At 65.3% G+C, this 17,477-nt stretch carries 19 protein-coding genes; 11 read left to right on the forward strand and 8 right to left on the reverse strand.

Translation table 11 applies throughout. From position 1 onward, the window contains the following. The first annotated feature begins 79 nt into the window (after positions 1-79). Together OEZ49_RS15915 and OEZ49_RS15920 are read left to right on the forward strand one after the other, a co-directional pair. Positions 80-709, forward strand: coding sequence for a uracil-DNA glycosylase family protein (locus tag OEZ49_RS15915; protein WP_263389243.1), 630 nt, complete (start codon positions 80-82; stop codon positions 707-709). Then, positions 687-1,466: an SseB family protein gene (locus OEZ49_RS15920; RefSeq protein WP_263389244.1), complete on the forward strand. Its 780-nt coding sequence runs from the start codon at positions 687-689 to the stop codon at positions 1,464-1,466. Before OEZ49_RS15915 ends, OEZ49_RS15920 begins: the two co-directional genes overlap by 23 nt. Positions 1,467-1,501: 35 nt before the next feature. Here the strand turns inward: OEZ49_RS15920 and yghU are convergent, their stop codons facing one another. Then, positions 1,502-2,377: a glutathione-dependent disulfide-bond oxidoreductase gene (gene yghU, locus OEZ49_RS15925; protein ID WP_263389245.1), complete on the reverse strand. Its 876-nt coding sequence runs from the start codon at positions 2,375-2,377 to the stop codon at positions 1,502-1,504. 272 nt (positions 2,378-2,649) lie between these two features. Between yghU and OEZ49_RS15930 the strand changes: the two genes are divergently transcribed. After that, positions 2,650-3,174 carry a YHS domain-containing (seleno)protein gene (locus OEZ49_RS15930; protein WP_164132948.1) on the forward strand — a complete coding sequence of 175 codons (525 nt, stop codon included), beginning with the start codon at positions 2,650-2,652 and terminating at the stop codon, positions 3,172-3,174. 92 nt (positions 3,175-3,266) lie between these two features. Here OEZ49_RS15930 and OEZ49_RS15935 read toward each other — a convergent pair whose 3' ends face one another. Then, the gene (locus OEZ49_RS15935) at positions 3,267-3,920 is read right to left on the reverse strand and encodes an NUDIX hydrolase (protein WP_263389246.1); all 654 of its coding nucleotides are present in this window, start codon (positions 3,918-3,920) and stop codon (positions 3,267-3,269) included. Between the two features lie 10 nt (positions 3,921-3,930). Then, a complete protein-coding gene (locus tag OEZ49_RS15940) occupies positions 3,931-4,536 on the reverse strand; it encodes a GcrA family cell cycle regulator (protein WP_164132947.1) in 606 nt (201 codons plus the stop codon). A 132-nt stretch (positions 4,537-4,668) separates the two neighbouring features. Here OEZ49_RS15940 and OEZ49_RS15945 point away from each other — a divergent pair, with 132 nt between their 5' ends. Beyond that, on the forward strand, positions 4,669-5,475 hold the full coding sequence (locus tag OEZ49_RS15945) for an ABC transporter permease (protein ID WP_263389247.1): 807 nt from the start codon (positions 4,669-4,671) through the stop codon (positions 5,473-5,475). A gap of 10 nt (positions 5,476-5,485) precedes the next feature. On the opposite strand, the gene OEZ49_RS15950 is transcribed toward OEZ49_RS15945, so the two are convergent. From OEZ49_RS15950 to OEZ49_RS15960, 3 genes are all read right to left on the reverse strand, one after another. Continuing rightward, positions 5,486-6,718 (reverse strand): MFS transporter, encoded by a 1,233-nt coding sequence (locus OEZ49_RS15950; RefSeq protein ID WP_263389248.1) that lies wholly within the window; start codon positions 6,716-6,718, stop codon positions 5,486-5,488. A 196-nt stretch (positions 6,719-6,914) separates the two neighbouring features. Further along, complete coding sequence (locus OEZ49_RS15955) at positions 6,915-7,799, reverse strand: DMT family transporter (protein ID WP_263389328.1); 885 nt, start codon at positions 7,797-7,799, stop codon at positions 6,915-6,917. A gap of 50 nt (positions 7,800-7,849) precedes the next feature. Beyond that, positions 7,850-8,215, reverse strand: a complete 366-nt coding sequence (locus OEZ49_RS15960) for a MerR family transcriptional regulator (RefSeq protein WP_263389249.1) — start codon at positions 8,213-8,215, stop codon at positions 7,850-7,852. Positions 8,216-8,298: 83 nt separating this feature from the next. Between OEZ49_RS15960 and OEZ49_RS15965 the strand changes: the two genes are divergently transcribed. From OEZ49_RS15965 to OEZ49_RS15985, 5 genes are all read left to right on the forward strand, one after another. Continuing rightward, a complete protein-coding gene (locus tag OEZ49_RS15965; protein ID WP_263389250.1) occupies positions 8,299-8,556 on the forward strand; it encodes a zinc ribbon domain-containing protein in 258 nt (85 codons plus the stop codon). Between the two features lie 240 nt (positions 8,557-8,796). Further along, positions 8,797-9,972 (forward strand): aspartate aminotransferase family protein, encoded by a 1,176-nt coding sequence (locus OEZ49_RS15970; RefSeq protein WP_263389251.1) that lies wholly within the window; start codon positions 8,797-8,799, stop codon positions 9,970-9,972. 89 nt (positions 9,973-10,061) lie between these two features. Further along, the gene (gene argF / locus OEZ49_RS15975) at positions 10,062-10,988 is read left to right on the forward strand and encodes an ornithine carbamoyltransferase (RefSeq protein WP_263389252.1); all 927 of its coding nucleotides are present in this window, start codon (positions 10,062-10,064) and stop codon (positions 10,986-10,988) included. Positions 10,989-11,076: 88 nt separating this feature from the next. Further along, a complete protein-coding gene (argC, locus tag OEZ49_RS15980; protein WP_263389253.1) occupies positions 11,077-11,994 on the forward strand; it encodes an N-acetyl-gamma-glutamyl-phosphate reductase in 918 nt (305 codons plus the stop codon). Between the two features lie 26 nt (positions 11,995-12,020). Further along, positions 12,021-12,932 (forward strand): GNAT family N-acetyltransferase, encoded by a 912-nt coding sequence (locus OEZ49_RS15985; protein ID WP_263389254.1) that lies wholly within the window; start codon positions 12,021-12,023, stop codon positions 12,930-12,932. On the opposite strand, the gene OEZ49_RS15990 is transcribed toward OEZ49_RS15985, so the two are convergent. Beyond that, positions 12,922-13,848 (reverse strand): LysR family transcriptional regulator, encoded by a 927-nt coding sequence (locus tag OEZ49_RS15990; RefSeq protein ID WP_263389255.1) that lies wholly within the window; start codon positions 13,846-13,848, stop codon positions 12,922-12,924. The two genes, OEZ49_RS15985 and OEZ49_RS15990, sit on opposite strands and share 11 nt — an antisense overlap. A gap of 112 nt (positions 13,849-13,960) precedes the next feature. On the opposite strand from OEZ49_RS15990, the gene OEZ49_RS15995 reads away from it, so the two are divergent. After that, positions 13,961-14,941, forward strand: a complete 981-nt coding sequence (locus tag OEZ49_RS15995) for a sterol desaturase family protein (protein WP_263389256.1) — start codon at positions 13,961-13,963, stop codon at positions 14,939-14,941. Positions 14,942-14,996: 55 nt separating this feature from the next. Next, positions 14,997-15,986 carry a 2-dehydropantoate 2-reductase gene (locus OEZ49_RS16000; RefSeq protein ID WP_263389257.1) on the forward strand — a complete coding sequence of 330 codons (990 nt, stop codon included), beginning with the start codon at positions 14,997-14,999 and terminating at the stop codon, positions 15,984-15,986. An 11-nt stretch (positions 15,987-15,997) separates the two neighbouring features. Here the strand turns inward: OEZ49_RS16000 and OEZ49_RS16005 are convergent, their stop codons facing one another. Beyond that, positions 15,998-17,476, reverse strand: a complete 1,479-nt coding sequence (locus OEZ49_RS16005) for an inorganic phosphate transporter (RefSeq protein ID WP_263389258.1) — start codon at positions 17,474-17,476, stop codon at positions 15,998-16,000. Position 17,477 lies beyond the last annotated feature (1 nt).

Raw genomic sequence — 17,477 nt, forward strand, 5'->3', positions numbered from 1 at the left:
ATTGTCAGCGGTCTGTTCTGTTGGACTCCAGGACGCCAGCCCTATCTGGTAGCAATGCCACCAACCTCAGTGAGGCACGATGCAGGACACCGCTCAGACCCTGGCCGAAACGGCGCTGGCCACCGAAATCCGAGCCTGCCGCCTGTGCGCAGAGCGGTTTGCGGCAACGGCTACCGCGCATGCGCCGCGCCCCGTAGTCTGGTTCCGGCCCGGCGCGCGGCTGTTGATCGCCGGGCAGGCGCCGGGCGCGCGCGTGCACGAGTCGGGCCGTCCCTTTACCGACCCGTCGGGAGACCGGCTGCGGGACTGGCTTGGGATCGACGAGGCCACATTCTATGACCTGTCCCGAGTGGCGGTGGTTCCGATGGGTTTTTGTTTCCCGGGCTACGACAATAAGGGGTCCGACTTGCCGCCGCCGCCGGTTTGTGGACGCACTTGGCACAATCGGGTGATGGCTGAACTGGCAGACATGCCGCTGACCGTTCTGGTGGGCGGGCATGCGCATCGTTACCACCTTGGCGCGCGTGGTGCTGTGACCGAAACGGTCGCTGCCTGGCGGGACCATGCGCCGCGCGTCTTTGCCTTGCCTCATCCGTCCTGGCGCAATACGGGATGGCTGAAGAAGAACCCGTGGTTCGAGACCGACCTGCTGCCGGTCCTGCGCGCGCGGGTCAAGGAGGTGTTGCATGACCCCGGAAACCCCGATTGACCGCGCCCATGCGGAGATGGAGAGCAGCGACGCCGCCCGCCTGCGCTTTTTCGAGCGGCTGGGAGACGCCGAGTTGTTCCTTCTCCTCACCGAAGAGGCGCGCGACGAAAACCTGTCGCCTGAACTTTTCGACCTGGCCGATGGCCGTTTCGTGCTGGCCTTTGATCGCGAGGATCGGCTGGCCGCCTTTGTCGGCCGACCCGCGCCCTACGCGGCCCTGTCGGGCCGGGTGCTGGCGGCGATGCTGGCCGGGCAGGGGGTGGGGCTTGGCCTCAACCTCGAGGTGGCGCCGTCGGCCACGATGATCCCGGCCGAGGCGCTTGCCTGGCTGGCCGAGACTCTGGGCAACCGCCCGGACGAGGTGGAGGCGCGAATTTTCGAACTCACGCCGCCCCGCGGTCTGCCCGAGGCACTGCTCTCGGCCCTCGATGCCAAGCTTGTCACCGCTGCCGGTCTGGCACAGGGGGCCTATCTGGCCGGGGTTGTCTATGATGACGGCGCACGCGGCCATCTCCTGGGCTTTGTCGATACGGTTGCGGGGGCCGAACCGGCCCTGGCCAAGGCTGCGGCCGAGGCGCTCACCTTTTCGGGGGTCGAGGCCGGGGCGATGGATGTCGGGTTCTTTGCCGCCACCGATCCGATGGCGGCCGCGCTGGCCCGGGTCGGGTTGCGGTTTGAGCTGCCACAACCTGCGACCCCGGCAAGCGCACCGTCTGCTCCGGGCATGGACTCTGATCGCCCGCCGCGTTTGAAATGACCGCGGGCGGCTGGCCCGCCCGCAAGGGGCGGCGGTTATTCCGCCGCTTCCAGCTTGTCCTGGGTACGGGTGTCGAAATCGCTGGCGTCGTGGCGTTCACGAAGCTGGAATTTCGGCTCGCCCGAGGACCGGTTGACCATGCGGCCCCGGCTGACCGCAGGACGCGCATCGATCGCCTTGGCCCAGCGCTGCACATGCTCATAGCTTTCCACGTTCAGGAACTCTCCGGCGCTGTAAAGCCGCCCCAGCGCCAGCTGCCCGTACCACGGCCAGATCGCGATATCGGCGATGGTATAGTCTTCGCCCGCGATATAGGTCCGGTTCGCCAGTTCCCGGTCCAGCACGTCCATCTGACGTTTGACCTCCATCGCGAAGCGGTTGATCGGGTATTCCCATTTCTCGGGCGCATAGGCGTAGAAATGGCCAAACCCGCCGCCCAGATAGGGCGCGCTGCCCATCTGCCAGAACACCCAGTTCATCACCTCGGTCCGGGCCGCGCCGCCTGCGGGCAGAAAGGCACCGAATTTCTCGGCCAGGTGAAACAGGATCGAGGCGCTTTCGAACACCCGGACCGGCTCGCCGCCGGAACGATCCAACAGCGCCGGGATCTTGGAATTCGGGTTGATGTCGACAAAGCCAGAGCCGAATTGCTCGCCATCGCCGATGTTGATCAGCCAGGCGTCGTATTCCGCGTCCGCATGTCCGGCGGCCAGCAACTCCTCGAACATCACCGTGACCTTCACGCCATTGGGCGTCGCCAGCGAATAAAGCTGGAACGGATGCTTGCCGACTGGCAGCTCCTTGTCATGGGTCGGGCCGGCAACGGGACGGTTGATATTGGCGAACTGTCCACCGCTTTCCTTGTCCCAGGTCCAGACCTTCGGCGGCGTATAGTTTGATGGTTCACTCATGAGAGACCTTCCTCGCTTGCGACGGGGCCGGACCCCTGACGCCAATCAGCTAATGTTTCGGCCAACAAAGTCCAACCCCGGCAAAGACACAAGGGACGAGTGTTCTGACGTCGGGATGTCACGCGGAATTGAAACATTCCCCTGGCTGGTAATCACGAAATCTCGTCCTCGCTCACACCCGCGCGAGGCCCGCTGCGAAACCGTTCGGGCGGGGATAATCTCTGGGACGAGGCCGCGACATGCGGCCATGACACATACGGAAGGACCCGTTGATGAAACGTTTCGTTTTTGCCCTCGCCACGGCCGCCGTCACCGCGCTGGCCTTGCCTGTCTTTGCGGGCGAGCAATATGTCGACGGCACCGGATACGCGGTGTCGGGCTATGACGTCGTCGCCTATCGCGGGCTGGCCCAGTCGGCGATCGGTCACAGCCAGCCGCAGGGCGTCCAGGGCAAGGCCTCGATCACCGCCGACTGGAACGGTGCGACCTGGGCCTTTGCGACCGAAGAGAACCGCGACACGTTCCTGGCCAACCCGGCTTTTTACGCGCCCCAGTTCGATGGCCACTGCGCTTATGGCGTGTCCAAGGGGGGCAAGGTGCCTGGCAACCCGAACCTGTGGCGCATCGTCGATGACAAGCTCTACCTGAACATCACCAAGAATGTTGTCGGCTTCTGGGAAGAGGACATTCCCGGCAACATCAACAAGGCGGATGGCAATTGGCCTGGGATCGAGACCAAGGCGGCCTCGACCAGCGTGATCCCCGATTTCACCTCGGCGGCGCCGGTCAAGAACTGACGGCGCGAAATGTGTTTGTGTGACGAGTGACGGTCCGGGACACCTGTCCCGGACCTGGTTTGAATACTCGCCTCGATCTCAGGATTGCGACCTCAGTCGAACAGGGTTCCCGGCATATCGGCGCCATAGGCGTCCAGCGCTGCCCGGATATCCTGTGGCAAGACCTGCCCCAGCGACAATTCGGGCAGTTCCGTCGGGGCAAAGAAACGCGCCTCGCTGGTCTCGTAACCTGCACAGGGCGCTTGTTTGGCGGGGCCGGTTTCGCGGCACAGAAAGAACAGTTTGTAGAAATCCCGGACATCGGCGGGATAGGGATGCCGCGCCTTGTGGCGCAGGGCATAAAGATGCCGTGCCTCGACCCTGAGGCCGGTTTCCTCCAGCACTTCCTTCTCGACATTTTCGGCCGGGGAAAAGCCGATATCGGCAAAGCCCCCTGGCAAGGCCCATTTGTCGTCAGTTTTCTCACGTACCAGCAGGATGCCCTCGTCGGGGCGGATCACCGCCGCACGCACGTCGATCCCGGGCGAGGCGTAACCGGCGGCATGCGGCGGCATCAAATCCGCGATCCGGTTCAGCGGCACGCGTCCCAGGTCCGCCAGCATGGCGCGGGCCAGGCCCGCTATCTCTTCATACCGTTCGCTGTCGTAAGGGTCGCGGGTGAAATGCTGGCCCGTCTGGGCCAGCGCCAGCAGTCTCTTGGCCCTGTCCAGCCAGACGGTTTCCAGCGGATCGTCTGCGCCCGGCACCGGCCTTTGCTCAACGGCGCCGGTCGCGGCGCGCGCTCATCGGCTGAAAGGCCACGCCCACATGCGCCTCGCAATAGGGTTTGCCCTGTTGCACCGGCAGGCCGCAGAACCAGAAATCCTCGGTCGCCGGATCGCCGACGGGCCATTTGCAGGTCCGCTCGGTCAGTTCCATCAGCGACAGCTTCTTGGCCTTCTTCTCGATCTCGTTGACCTTGGCCAGCGCCTCGGGGCTGATCTCGTTGGCCGAAGGTTGCGGCGGCAGCGGCTGGCCAGCCGGAATGATCTGCTTGCGCGGCGGAATCGGTTTTGCCTCGGCGGGTTGCGCTTCGGTGGCGGGGGCCGCTGCGGCGGGCCGGGCTGGTTCTGTCCGGGGCGCGGGCTTTGGCTTTGCCTCGACCTTGGGGGCCGATGCGGCCGGTTTGTCCTTGGCCTCGGGTTTGCCCGGGGCCGGTGCCGGGGCCGCGCCTGCGGTTCGGTTCGACAGGCCCAGACGGTGGACCTTGCCGATCACCGCATTGCGGGTCACACCACCCAGCTCCTTGGCGATCTGGCTGGCCGACTGGCCATCGCTCCACATTTTCTTGAGCAGTTCAACGCGCTCGTCAGTCCAGGACATGTCAGCCTCTCAAAAGCGGGAAAGCGGCCCCATGCGCTGCGGCCGCCTCCGGAATTCGTCTCAGAGCCCTATTCTAGTCACTGTTGCCCGAGTTACAAGGCACTTCGAATCGGATCACGACAGGAGAATGGCATGGACGGCAGGACAGTCGAACCCGGTGTGCGCCGCTTCGGGCGCATCAACTGGCTGGGGCTCTATACTCTGGCGGCGCGCGAGGTGATGCGGTTTCTCGTGGTCTGGACCCAGACCCTGCTTGCGCCGCTGGTGACCGCGGGGCTGTTCCTGATGATCTTCACGCTTGCGGTCGGGTCTGGCCGGGGCGCGGTGATGGGGGTGCCGTTCCTGCATTTCCTGGCGCCCGGCATCCTGATGATGACCGTGATCCAGAACGCATTTGCCAATACCTCCTCCTCGGTGGTGATCTCCAAGGTGCAGGGCAATATCGTCGACACGCTGATGCCGCCTCTGTCGCCGTTCGAGATCCTGCTGGGCTATCTGGCCGGCGCGGTGGCGCGCGGCGTGATCGTGGCGCTGGCCATTGCCGTAGCGCTTGCGCTGGTGCTGGGGCTGGTGCCGCAACATCCGGTCCTGGCCTTGTTCTATGCGGCGCTCGGGGCGGCCTTTATGGGCGCGCTGGGCCTGGTCGCCGGGATCTTCGCCAATAAATTCGACCAGATGGCGGCAATCACCAATTTCATCGTCACGCCGCTCGCGTTCCTGTCGGGTACGTTTTATTCGGTCGAGGTCTTGCCGCCCGCCCTGCGGGCGCTGACCCATGCCAATCCGGTCTTCTACCTGATCGACGGGTTGCGTTTCTCAGTGATCGGCGCTTCGGACAGCCCGCCCGCCCTGGGCGCGGCGGTCTGCCTGACGGCCACCTTCGCAGTCTGCCTGCTGGCATGGTCGATGCTCAGGACAGGGTATAGGCTCAAAGCCTGAGGTCTGGCCTTCAGGCGTCGGCCAGCGATCCCGGTTCCAGCGGCAGGCGTGGCCGTCCCAACCGGGGATGCAACCGGGCCGCGATGGCAAAGGCGCCAAACAGCGCCGTGCCCCCGGCAACAAAGATGCCGGCCACCGGTGCCACCATCAGCACCAGCCAGGCCGCGCCCGGCGTCATGATGCCCGAAACGTCACGATAGCTGGAATAGATCGCTGACATCTCGGTCCGTTCCGAAGGCTTGACAGCCATCAGGAACGGCAGTCCGGCGCAGATGTCCAACACGATCAGCCAGAACGAGCCCAGCATCAGCACAAATGCGGCCAGCGGCGGCCAGCCGGACAGGAACCCGGCTGCTGCAAAGCAGAGCCCGGCACCCGCAAATCCGGTACGCACCGCGCTGCGCAGCGACCGCGCCTGAACCCAGCGCAGGATCAACGGCGCCAGAAACAGCATGCCATTGGTGATCGACAGCAGGATGCCGCCCACCTTGTCGCCCATGCCCGATTCGATCGAGAAAATCGGCAGATAGACCACATAGACCCACCATCCGCAGGACCGGATCATGGCGAAGAGATATCCCGACACTAGCCGGGGCTGGGCGAAGAAGCGCGGCAGAAAGGCCAGCGGATTACGCGCCGGGCCGCGCGCCCGGACGATCATCTTGCCATTGCCCATCCGCAGGATCCAGAACACCGCCAGCATGAGCAACGCGGCAATGCCGCTGATCACGAACGGGGCAGGGGCCCAAAGCTCCATCAGCAGCACACCTGCCATCGGCCCCGCCGTCCAGCCCATCGCGCTGTAAAACATCCGGCTGGTCTCGCACCGGCCCAGGTCCACCCGCTCGATGTAATCCAGCACATAGGCGTTGAAGCAGATGAAGCAGACCACGGCAGCCACCGCATTGCAGGCAAGGGCCGCGACCACCGCTCCGGGCGTGCCCTGAACCGCGAGTGCGGCGCCGATCACGAACAAGAGCGCGCCGCCGGTATAGGCCCAGCGGCGCGGCACGAAACGGATCAGGAAAGGCACCATCAGCCCGGCCACCAGCGACAGGATGCCGATCAGGAAATAGGCCAGGGACACGGATTCGGCACTGCCAAGCGCGCGATACATGGCCAGCGGAAAGACCGAGATCAGGATGCCGCGCACCACCGCCTCGAGCCCGGCGATGAACCCGAAATCCCGCACCGAGGGGGCGGGGGAATGGCGCACCCATTCGGGAATCCGGCGTTCATGCATAGCGGCAACCTTTGTTACAAAACGAGGCCACCATCGACAGGACGGGCAGGCCGGTCGCGAAGATTTGCGACAGATCGGTCGCTCAAAGGCCAGTGTGACGAAAAAACCAATCGGCGTGAGCCAAGGGGGCTCTGCCCCCGCGCCGCCCTTTGGGCGACGCTCCCCCGGAGTATTTCTGACCAGAAAGAAGCCGCATTCAGCGCCGCACGGCGCGTCCTTCGCGCCAGGCCAGGATCAGGGCGCCGGTCAGGATGATGGCGGCGCCGACCAGGCTGATCGCATCGGGGATCACACCGAACACCGCCATGTCATAGAGCGCGGCAAAGATCAGCGTGGCATAGCTGAACGGCGCCACAAAAGAGGCATCCGCCCGCGCCATGCCATTGACGAAACAGGCCTGCGCACAGGCCATCAGCCCCCCGATACCCGCCAGTGCCGCCCATTGGGCGGGCATCGGCGATTGCCAGACCGGCCAGACCGCGGAGGTGGCGATGACCAGCCCCATCGCGTTGTTGACCAGGAGGATCTGGATCGGCCGTTCCCGGCCCGAAAGCTTCTTGATGAAGATGAGCTCCATCCCCATTACCGCTGCGGCCGCCAACGCCAGCAGGGCGGCGGGCTGGAAGCTGCCGGGGGTCGGCCGCAAGAGAATCATCGCGCCCAGAAGAGCAACGACAGCGGCGCCCCAGCGCCAAGGCCCGACCCGCTCGCCCAGCAGAGGAATCGCAAGAACCATGGCAAAGACTGGGTTCAGAAAGGCGATTGCTGTCGCATCGGCCATCGGGATATGGGCCACGGCGGCGAACATCAACGTCACCCCGCCCCAGCCAAAAGTGGTGCGCCCCAGGTGCAGCCGCCAGTGCGGGCGCGCCAGACGGGGGCGCATCACCGCCACCGCGCCGCCAATGGCGATGAAGGCGAACAGGAAGCGGCCATGGCTGACCTGAAACGCCGGCAGCGCCGGCCCCAACGCGCCGGTTCCCAGCGCTTTGGCCAACAGCGTGGTGCCCGCGATAAACGCGGTGGCGGCAAAGATCAGTGCCGCGGCCAGTGCGGGGTTTTGCGGTTTCGCCTCGAACATGCGCCAGCGGTGACCGAGTGCCGCGTAATTGGCAAGAGGCAACACTTCGCTCAGCGCAGAACCGGCGGTGCCGCCAGCGCCGCGCGCGCCTGGTGCAGGCTTTCCAGGAACCGTTCGGCCCGGGCGATGCGCGCCTCGACCTCGGCAATGCGTGCGTCCAGAAACGCCTCGCCATCGAACCCGTCGGGATCGGCGGCCTGCAACTGGCCCATCAGCATCGCCAGGTCGGCGATACTCATCCCTGCCGCCTGTGCATCGGCGATCTGGTCCAGGGTGATCAGCGCCTCTTCGGGATAGTCCCGATAGCTGTTGGTCGCCTCGGCCCCCGGCCGGGACTCGATCAGCCCCTGTCTTTCGTAAAACCGCAGCGTGTCGCGGCTCAGCCCGCTGCGTCGCGCCAATTCTCCGATCCGCATGACTGGTCCTTCTCAAAACAATTGACTTAACTCCATGGTTTTGAGCCTATGATGGCCGAACAACCGATTCAAGGGCGAAGATCATGGGACAAACCCGTCAAATCTGCGGCATGCCGCTGAGCAAGGATCCAGCAGGTGACGGCAGCGAGGCGGACGGATCTCGCAGCACCAAATGGTGTTCGCTCTGCTATGAAAACGGCGCCTTTCGGCACCCCGATGCGACCTATGAAGAGTTTCAGGCCCATTGTGTCGACGCGCTGGTGGGGCAGGGCATGCCCCGTATCCTCGCCTGGGCTTTTACCCGCGGGATGAAGCGGCTGGATCGCTGGCGTGCGGCCTGACTTCCAGTTTGTTGCATTTACCCCTCCAAAAGGGGTTTTCTTTGCGCGAATCCTCCGTTATGGAGCGCGCTATGATCAAACACGCTCATATCCCGTCTCTCCGACGCCGACGCGCAGCCGCCTGAGCGGCCGTTTGATCCATGCGCGCCCGATTTTCCCGCGCAACACCTGTTCCAGACATTGACCTGACCGCCCCGCTATGCCCTGCATCGGGGACAACCCTCAGACAAGGATGATCCCATGATTCCGTCCGTCCTGCCGACCTATAACCGCGCGCCGCTTCACTTCGTGAAGGGCGAAGGCGCCTGGCTGACCGAGGCGGATGGCCGACGCTTCCTCGACCTAGGTTCGGGGATCGCGGTGAACGCGCTGGGCCATGCCCATCCTGCCCTGGTCAAGGCGCTGACCGATCAGGCGCAGAACCTGTGGCATGTGTCCAACCTCTACCAGATCCCGCAACAGCAGGCGCTGGCCGACAAGCTGGTGGAGCACACATTTGCCGATACGGTGTTCTTCACCAATTCCGGCACCGAGGCCTGCGAACTGGCGGTCAAGATGGCGCGCAAGTATTTCTACGACAAGGGCCAGCCCGAACGGGTCGAGATCCTTACCTTCGACGGCTCCTTCCATGGCCGCTCCTCCGCCGGTATCGCCGCCGCGGGGTCGGAAAAGATGGTCAAGGGCTTCGGCCCGCTGCTGCCCGGCTTCGTGCATCTGACCTTTGGCGATCTGGATGGCGTGACCAACGCGATCACCGACAAGACCGCCGCGATCCTGATCGAGCCGGTGCAGGGCGAGGGCGGTATCCGCCCGGTCCCCGATGCCGAGCTGAAGGCGCTGCGCCAGATCTGCGACGAGCATGGCTTGCTGCTTATCCTGGACGAGGTGCAATGCGGCATGGGCCGGACCGGACGGCTCTTTGCCCATGAATGGGCGGGCATCACCCCTGACATCATGATGGTGGCCAAGGGCATCGGCGGCGGCTTCCCGCTGGGCGCGGTGCTGGCCACCGAAGAAGCGGCAAGCGGCATGACCGCAGGCACCCATGGCTCCACCTATGGTGGCAATCCGCTGGGCTGCGCCGTGGGCTGCGCAGTGATGGATCACGTGGCTGATCCCGCCTTTCTGGCCGAGGTCAACCGCAAGGCCGCATTGCTGCGCCAGCGGCTCGAAGGGCTGGTCGCCGCCCACCCGGAGGTGTTCGAAGAGGTGCGCGGGTCCGGCCTGATGCTGGGGTTAAAATGCAAGGCCTCCAATCTCGACGTCGTCAAGGCGGGCTATGACAACCTGGTCATCACCGTTCCCGCCGCCGACAACGTGATCCGCCTGCTGCCACCGCTCACCCTGACCGAAGACGACATCGCCGAGGCCTTCACCCGCCTGGATGCCACCGCCTCCCAGGTCGAAGCCACCTGACCTTCATTTCGCTGAAAATACTCCGGGGGAGTCGCCGCCAGGCGACGGGGGCAGCGCCCCCACCCCCGGCCAGAAGAAAGCCTAAAGACATGAATCACTTTCTCGATATCCACAAGACCGACGCCGCCGACCTGCGGGCCATGATCGACCAGGCGGGCGCGATGAAACGGGCCCGTCTTGGGCGGCCCAAGGCGGCGCCGGATGACGAACAGCCCCTCAAGGACCGGATGGTCGCCCTGATCTTCGAAAAGCCCTCGACCCGGACGCGCGTGTCCTTTGACGTCGGCGTGCGGCAGATGGGCGGGCAGACCATGGTGCTCTCGGGCAATGACATGCAGCTTGGCCATGGCGAGACCATCGCCGACACCGCCCGCGTGCTCAGCCGCTATGTCGACATGATCATGATCCGGACCTTCGACGAAACCGTGCTGACCGAGATGGCCGAATATGCCGATGTGCCTGTAATCAACGGCTTGACCGACCGCAGCCACCCCTGCCAGATTATGGCCGATGTGCTGACCTTTGAGGAGCATCGCGGCCCGATTGCGGGCAAGAAGGTGGTATGGACCGGCGATGGCAACAATGTCTGCTCGTCTTTTCTGCATGCTGCCGGGCAATTCGGCTTCGACCTCACCTTCACAGGTCCGGCCCAGTTCGATCCTGAAGAGGAGTATATGGGCTTTGCCCGTCAGAAGGGCTCGAAGATCGTGATCGAACGCGACGCGATCAAGGCGGTCGAGGGCGCCGATCTGGTGGTCGCCGACACCTGGGTGTCGATGCATGACGCGCAGTCGGCCAAGGAACGCCGCCACAACCTGCTGCGCCCCTATCAGGTCAACGCCGAGCTGATGCGCCACGCCAAGCCCGACGCGCTCTTCATGCATTGCCTGCCCGCCCACCGCGAGGAGGAAGCCACCTCCGAAGTGATGGACGGCCCGAACTCGGTCATCTTCGATGAGGCGGAGAACCGGCTGCACGCGCAAAAGGCGATCATGCGCTGGTGCCTGGGGGCCTGACCCCGGCACGCGCCACGCCTGGACAAACAAGATGGCCGGTTCTCGGCCAGATCCTCGACTACCCACGCCTCAACATGGGGGACTGAACATGACACACAAGGTCTTCATCGATGGCGAGGTCGGAACCACCGGCCTCCAGATCCGCGCCCGGCTCGAAGGGCGGGACGATATCCGTCTCGTCACCCTGGGCGAGGCCGATCGCAAGAATACCGATGCCCGGCTGGCCGCCTTTGCCGAAGCCGATGTCGGCATTCTCTGCCTGCCTGATGCCGCCGCGATCGAGATCGTGGCCGAACTGGCGGGCACTGGCACCCGGCTGATCGACGCCAGTACCGCCCACCGGGTCGATCCCGACTGGGTCTTCGGCTTCCCCGAGATGGAGAGCGGCCTGCGCGACCGGATCGCCAGCGGCCAGTTCGTGTCGAACCCCGGCTGTTACTCCACCGGTGCCATTGCGCTCCTGCACCCGCTGGTCCAGCGCGGTCTGATCGCCGCCGATGCGGCGCTCAGCATCAACGCCATCAGCGGCTATTCCGGCGGCGGCAAGTCGATGATCGCCGAGTTCCAGAGCGGTCAGACCGACGGCCCCTTCGTCTATGCCACCGATCAGCGGCACAAGCACCTGCCCGAGATCATCGCGCATGTGGGCCTGTCGCGGCGGCCGGTCTTCGTGCCCTCGGTCGGGCCCTACGAACAGGGGATGATCGTGCAGGTACCGCTGCCGCATCTGGAACCGGGCGAAAGCGCCGCGCTTCATTCCGCCCTGGCCGAGCATTATGCCGGCAGCGCCTTTGTCTCGGTTGTCGCGCCAGACCATTACGGCGCGCGGATCGACCCGCGCCGCCTCAATGGCTCCAACCGGCTGGAGCTGTCGGTGCATGGCAATCCCGATACCGGCGGGGCGGTGCTGATCGCGCTGCTCGACAACTTGGGCAAGGGCGCCTCGGGCGCGGCGGTGCAGAACCTCAACATCATGCTCGGCCTCGACGAGAGCCTCGGTCTCTGACCGGCGCAGGCAACGGGAACAGCAAAATGACAGTATATCTCGCGCTGACCGCGCTGGAGGGTGACTATGCCGTCACCCGCCGCGCGCCCGGCGAAGGTTTGCCCGATTGGCTCGCCGGGCCGGGACTGCTGAGCGTTACTCAGGCCTCAGACGAGGTTTCGATCCTGTGCCTTGCCGACCGGGTCCCGGCCAAAGAGGTCTCGGCCCGTGGCTGGCAAGCGGTGCAGGTGGATACCTGCGCCCCGCTCGATCAGCCCGGCGTGGTTCTGGCCGCCGTGGAGCCGGTCACCCGCGCCGGTCTAGGCATCTTCGTCACCTCGACCCATGATCGCGATTACCTGCTGGTGCGGGCGGCCCGGATCGCCCAGGCCGAGGCCGCCTGGCTTTCCGCCGGGCATCGCGTGTCCGCTGGCGGTGTCACTCTGCGCGTGGCCGGTTCTGACGATGTCGAGACGCTGGCCTGCCTGCACTTCCGCGTCTGGCAGGAAACCTATGCCCGGATCGCTCCGCCCGAGGTGCGGCTGGCGCTGAACAAGGCCCGCCGCCTTGCCTATTGGCGGGAGCGGCTGGCGCAGGACGGCACGACCGTCATCGCGGAACGGGCGGGGGAGGCCGTGGCCCTTGCCGCCCTGTCGCCTGCCAGCGATCTGGACGGGTTCGGGGACGCGATGGAACTGGGCCACCTCTATGTGGCGGCAGAGGCTCGGGGCACCGGGCTGGGGCGTCGGCTGCTTACCATCGCCCGGGCCATAGCCGGGGCGCAAGACGGGCGCGGTTTGGTTCTGGCCGTGGTGCGCGAGAACACGCCCGCAGTGGCGTTCTACACCGGGCAGGGCGGACAGGTGCTGGCCAAGCGCCGGGACAAGGGCCCGCTCTGGCCCTCCGACAACCTGATTCTGGGTTGGGAGCCCGAGGACAAGGCCAAGGCTAGCGTGTGATCAGATCCTGCGCCTCTGCCAGTCCGAACCAGCCGTGCAGCCGGTCCTGGAATGCCTGGACCAGCCGGCGTGGCGCGCCTTCGGCGCGTCCCGAAACCAGGTGCAGAGGTGTGCCGGCTGCCAGCGGCACCGCGACCAGCGGATCGCCGCCATAGCTGACCGAGGTCCGCGGCCGCATGTTCAGCACCGCAAGACCCATACCGGCCCCAACCAGCGATCGCACCATCTCGACACTGCTGGCGGTGGCGACAATGTGCGGCACGATTCCCGCCGTGCGCAACAGCCCCCGCACATAGGCCCCGGCGACAGGCAGGTCCAGCAGCACCAGCGGGACGTCCTTCAGGTCGCTGATCTCGGGCCGTGTCCGCTGACAGATGGCATGCCCCCTCGGCGCCAGCAAATAGGGTGGCAGATCCAGCAAGGGCCGCGTCTCGACACCGGCAAGCACCTCGTCTCCGGCGAACAGGGCGACATCAAGAGCGCCATCCAAAAGCCCCGTTTGCGCCGTGATATTGTCGCATTCACGCAAATTGAAACGCAAATCTGGGTTGTCATTCGCCATTTCTTGCAAGATGCGTGGCAAAAATGCCGGTGCAACTGGTGCATAATACCCGATGTGCAAGGTTCCCTGCAAACCCAGACCCAAGGCATAACCCTCTTTCATCACACTTGAATAGTCCTCGATCAGCGGTCTGATCCGTGCGGCCAGCGCCCGTCCGGCCGGGGTCGCGGTGATCCCGCGCGCCCGGGCGCGCACCACCAGCGCGGCGCCGAATTCGGCTTCGACCCGGTCGATGGCCGCCGCCACCGCCGAGGGCGCAACGTTCAACATTGTTGCCGCCCCGGTGATCGACCCGCTGTCGACCGCGACCATGAAGGCACGCAAGAGCCGCAGGGACAGGCGTAGGTCATCCATCCGCAAAACTCATATTTTCAGAGGTAAGATCAAACTTCTTTCTGTTTTTCAGATTTATGGAACCGTGCCACTGTCGGTCAATGCCTTTTCGCTGTTCTATCGAGGGTCAAACATGACGCAACCGTCCCGCTTGCCTGGCTGGGCCCATATCCCCGACGTCCCGATCGCGGTCTCCCCGTTTTTCAGCTGGCCACCGGATCCGGTTCGCATGGCCCGCTGGCTGGCGGCCCGCTGGCTGACGCTGGCCGAGAACGTGCTGGTCCTTGTGTTCGCCTGGGTCAGCTGGACCTGGCTGACCCCGGCGATGGACCGGATGGCGACCCTGTCGCTGGACTGGATCGTGCTGATCTGGCTGCGCAACCTCGCCCTGATGTCGCTTGTTGCCGGTGGGCTGCACCTGTTCTTCTTTCGGGCCCGCCGACAGGGCGACCGGCTCCGCTATGATGTGCGACCGCTGGCAGCAAAGGGCAGGCAGTTCACCTTTGCCAACCAGGTACATGACAACATGTTCTGGACCCTGACCAGCGGTGTCGGCTGCTGGACCCTGTTCGAGGTTGTCATGTTCCATGGCATGGCGCGGGGCTGGGTGCCTGCCCTGATCCCGTCCGAAAACCCGGTCCTGTTTGTGCTGCTATTCCTGCTGACACCGGTCTGGATTTCGTTCCACTTCTACTGGATACACCGGGCGTTGCATTGGGGCCCGCTTTACCGGATCGCCCATGCGCTGCATCATCGCAACGTCAACGTCGGCCCCTGGTCCGGCCTGTCGATGCACCCGGTCGAGGCGTTTTTCTTCTTTTCCTCGATCCTGATCCATTTCCTGGTTCCGGCACACCCGCTGCACCTCCTGTTCCACCTGCAACATCAGGGCCTGACCGCCGCCACCTCTCATACCGGTTACGAGAGCCTGCTGATCAAGGACCGCAAATCGCTTGCGCTGGGAACCTTTCACCACCAGATGCACCACCGCTATTTCGAGGTGAATTACGGCAATCTCGAAATGCCCTGGGACAAGTGGTTCGGCTCGTTCCACGATGGCACGCCCGAGGCCCATGAACGCCTGAAGGCGCGCCGCCAAAGGCGGGCAGGCTGAGCGTTGTTTTTTCCGCCGTCCCGGCGCATGATCGCAGAGGGCAAGAGGGAAAATCATGCGGATCGTCATTGCCGGGGCGGGCAGTATCGGCTGTTTCTGTGGCGGACTTCTGGCCGCCGGTGGGCATGATGTCACCCTGTGGGGCCGCACCCGCGTCCTGGATCAGGTGCGGGCCCATGGGCTGACGGTGACGGATTACTCGGGGCTGGAACGCCACGTCGCCGCCGATAGCTTGACGCTGGCCGAGGATCCCGCCTGCCTGGCTGCGGCAGAGGTGGTGATCGTCACGGTCAAGACCTCGGCCACCGCGCGGATCGCCGCTGATATCGCGGCGGGGGCGCCCTCGCGGGCGCCGATCCTGTCCTGGCAGAACGGGGTCGAAAATGCCCGCATCCTGCGCGCGGCCCTGCCGGGGCGCGACCTGCGCGCGGGGATGGTGCCGTTCAACGTGGTGCCTGCGGGCGAGGGGGTTTGGCATCGCGCCAGTTCCGGCGGCATCGTGATCGCAGCGGGACCCGGTGATCTGGGTCGCAGGCTCTCGGTTCCGGGCCTGCCGGTCACCGAAAGTTCCCGGATCGAGGCGGTGCAATGGGGCAAGCTGCTGGTCAATCTCAACAACGCGCTTAACGCACTGTCAGGTCTGACGCTGGTCGAGCAACTGGCCGACCGCGACTGGCGCCGCCTGATGGCCGACCAGATGGCCGAGGCGCTGGGCGTGTTGCGCGCGGCGGGTATCGCCGTGGCCTCGACCACGCCGCTCCCCGCCTGGACCAGCCCGCTTATCCTGCGCCTGCCGACGCCGCTGTTCCGGCGCATCGCGGCCCAGATGCTGACGGTCGATCCCACCGCCCGCACCTCGATGGCCTATGACCTGCTGGCGGGCGCACTGACCGAGATCGACAGTCTTCAGGGGGAAATCCTGCGCCTGGCGCGGGCGCATGACCGGCCCGCGCCCCTCGCCGCGCGGGTGGCCGACCTGATCCGCCAGGCCGAGATGTCGGGTCCCGGACTGCCCGACCTCAGTCCGCAGGATATCCGGGGCTGAGCCCTTCGGCTTTAGACGAACTGATTGAGTAACAGGAAAATCACCGCCGACATCAGCGCCGCCGCCGGGACGGTGATCACCCAGGCCGCGACGATGGTCATGAAATGCGAGCGCCGTACCAGCTTGCGGCGGCGCCGCTCCTCCTGCGGCAGGCGGCTTTCCACCGGGCGGCGGTCCCGCAGGGCGCGCAGCCGCTTTTCCGAGTGCCACTCGCGATAGAATCCGACCCCGAACACACCGCCCACGGCGATATGGGTCGAGCTTACCGGCAGGCCCAGCCAGCTGGCCACGATCACGGTGATAGCCGCCGACAGCGCCACGCAATAGGCCCGCATCGGGTTCAGCTTGGTGATCTGGCTGCCGACCATGCGGATCAGCTTGGGCCCGAACAGGAACAGCCCGAACGACAGGCCAAAGGCGCCGATCACCATCACCCAGGCGGGGATCGCCACCTTGGCGGCAAAACTGCCGGCCGAGGTCACATGCACAATGGCGGCCAGCGGGCCAACCGCGTTGGCCACGTCATTGGCGCCATGGGCAAAGCTCAGCAATGCCGCCGACAGAACCAGCGGCAGGCCGAACAGCGCCTTGACCGAGCGGGTGCGGTTCTCCATCCCGGCGGATTTGCGTTTCACCAGCGGCACGGTGACCGCCCAGACGACAATCGCGGTGCCCAGCCCGATCAGCAAGGCCATCTCAAGGTCGATCTTGACCAGCTTCTTGATCCCCTTGACCGCCAGATAGGTGGCAAAGGTGCCCGCCATGATCGCAACCAGGATCGGCACCCATTTGCGCGCCGCCGCGATCTTGTCGGGTTGGTACTGGATGCGATGCTTGATCAGCGCCAGGAACAGCGCGGCAATACCGCCGCCCAGCACCGGCGAGACGATCCAGCTTGCCACGATCGCGCCCATGGTGGACCAGTCCACCGCCGACAGACCCGCCGCCGCGACCCCGGCGCCCATCACGCCGCCCACCACCGAATGGGTGGTCGACACCGGCGCGCCGACCCATGTGGCCAGATTGACCCACAAGGCCGAGGAGATCAGCGCCGCCATCATCGCCCAGACGAACACCTGGGCATCCTCGACCGAATGCGGGTCGATGATCCCCTTGGAGATGGTCGATACCACGTCGCCCCCCGCCAGCAGCGCACCGGCGGTTTCGGCCACGGCGGCAATCGCGATTGCCGCGCCCATCTTCAGCGCGCCTGCGCCAACCGCCGGACCCATGTTGTTGGCCACGTCGTTGGCGCCGATGTTGATCGCCATATAGGCGCCGAACGCGGCGGCCGCGACCACTACGAACCCGCCCGGCGCATGGCCAAAGGCCACCATCGCCGCCAGGGCGGCCACCACGATGAAGGCCAGCGCGATACCGGGGCCGACAAGCGGACGGGAAACGTAATTCGCGGCAACCTCGATCCGGGAGATCCGGTTCAGGTCGGCGTCCAGCCGGCCCCATTGGGGTTTTGCGCTGGGTTCGGTCATT

It is taken from the genome of Ruegeria marisflavi (assembly GCF_025673445.1).
In the GTDB taxonomy this organism is placed as follows: Bacteria; Pseudomonadota; Alphaproteobacteria; order Rhodobacterales; family Rhodobacteraceae; genus Ruegeria_B; species Ruegeria_B marisflavi.

Bases quoted from the DNA above. Each gene is read 5' to 3' on its own strand.
- argC (WP_263389253.1), top strand. From the start codon at position 11,077: ATGACACACAAGGTCTTCATCGATGGCGAGGTCGGAACCACCGGCCTC.
- yghU (WP_263389245.1), bottom strand. From the start codon at position 2,377: ATGAGTGAACCATCAAACTATACGCCGCCGAAGGTCTGGACCTGGGAC.
- OEZ49_RS15985 (WP_263389254.1), top strand. From the start codon at position 12,021: ATGACAGTATATCTCGCGCTGACCGCGCTGGAGGGTGACTATGCCGTC.
- OEZ49_RS16000 (WP_263389257.1), top strand. From the start codon at position 14,997: ATGCGGATCGTCATTGCCGGGGCGGGCAGTATCGGCTGTTTCTGTGGC.
- OEZ49_RS15915 (WP_263389243.1), top strand. From the start codon at position 80: ATGCAGGACACCGCTCAGACCCTGGCCGAAACGGCGCTGGCCACCGAA.
- OEZ49_RS16005 (WP_263389258.1), bottom strand. From the start codon at position 17,476: ATGACCGAACCCAGCGCAAAACCCCAATGGGGCCGGCTGGACGCCGAC.
- OEZ49_RS15945 (WP_263389247.1), top strand. From the start codon at position 4,669: ATGGACGGCAGGACAGTCGAACCCGGTGTGCGCCGCTTCGGGCGCATC.
- OEZ49_RS15940 (WP_164132947.1), bottom strand. From the start codon at position 4,536: ATGTCCTGGACTGACGAGCGCGTTGAACTGCTCAAGAAAATGTGGAGC.
- argF (WP_263389252.1), top strand. From the start codon at position 10,062: ATGAATCACTTTCTCGATATCCACAAGACCGACGCCGCCGACCTGCGG.
- OEZ49_RS15950 (WP_263389248.1), bottom strand. From the start codon at position 6,718: ATGCATGAACGCCGGATTCCCGAATGGGTGCGCCATTCCCCCGCCCCC.
- OEZ49_RS15995 (WP_263389256.1), top strand. From the start codon at position 13,961: ATGACGCAACCGTCCCGCTTGCCTGGCTGGGCCCATATCCCCGACGTC.
- OEZ49_RS15955 (WP_263389328.1), bottom strand. From the start codon at position 7,799: ATGTTCGAGGCGAAACCGCAAAACCCCGCACTGGCCGCGGCACTGATC.
- OEZ49_RS15960 (WP_263389249.1), bottom strand. From the start codon at position 8,215: ATGCGGATCGGAGAATTGGCGCGACGCAGCGGGCTGAGCCGCGACACG.
- OEZ49_RS15920 (WP_263389244.1), top strand. From the start codon at position 687: ATGACCCCGGAAACCCCGATTGACCGCGCCCATGCGGAGATGGAGAGC.
- OEZ49_RS15965 (WP_263389250.1), top strand. From the start codon at position 8,299: ATGGGACAAACCCGTCAAATCTGCGGCATGCCGCTGAGCAAGGATCCA.
- OEZ49_RS15990 (WP_263389255.1), bottom strand. From the start codon at position 13,848: ATGGATGACCTACGCCTGTCCCTGCGGCTCTTGCGTGCCTTCATGGTC.
- OEZ49_RS15970 (WP_263389251.1), top strand. From the start codon at position 8,797: ATGATTCCGTCCGTCCTGCCGACCTATAACCGCGCGCCGCTTCACTTC.
- OEZ49_RS15930 (WP_164132948.1), top strand. From the start codon at position 2,650: ATGAAACGTTTCGTTTTTGCCCTCGCCACGGCCGCCGTCACCGCGCTG.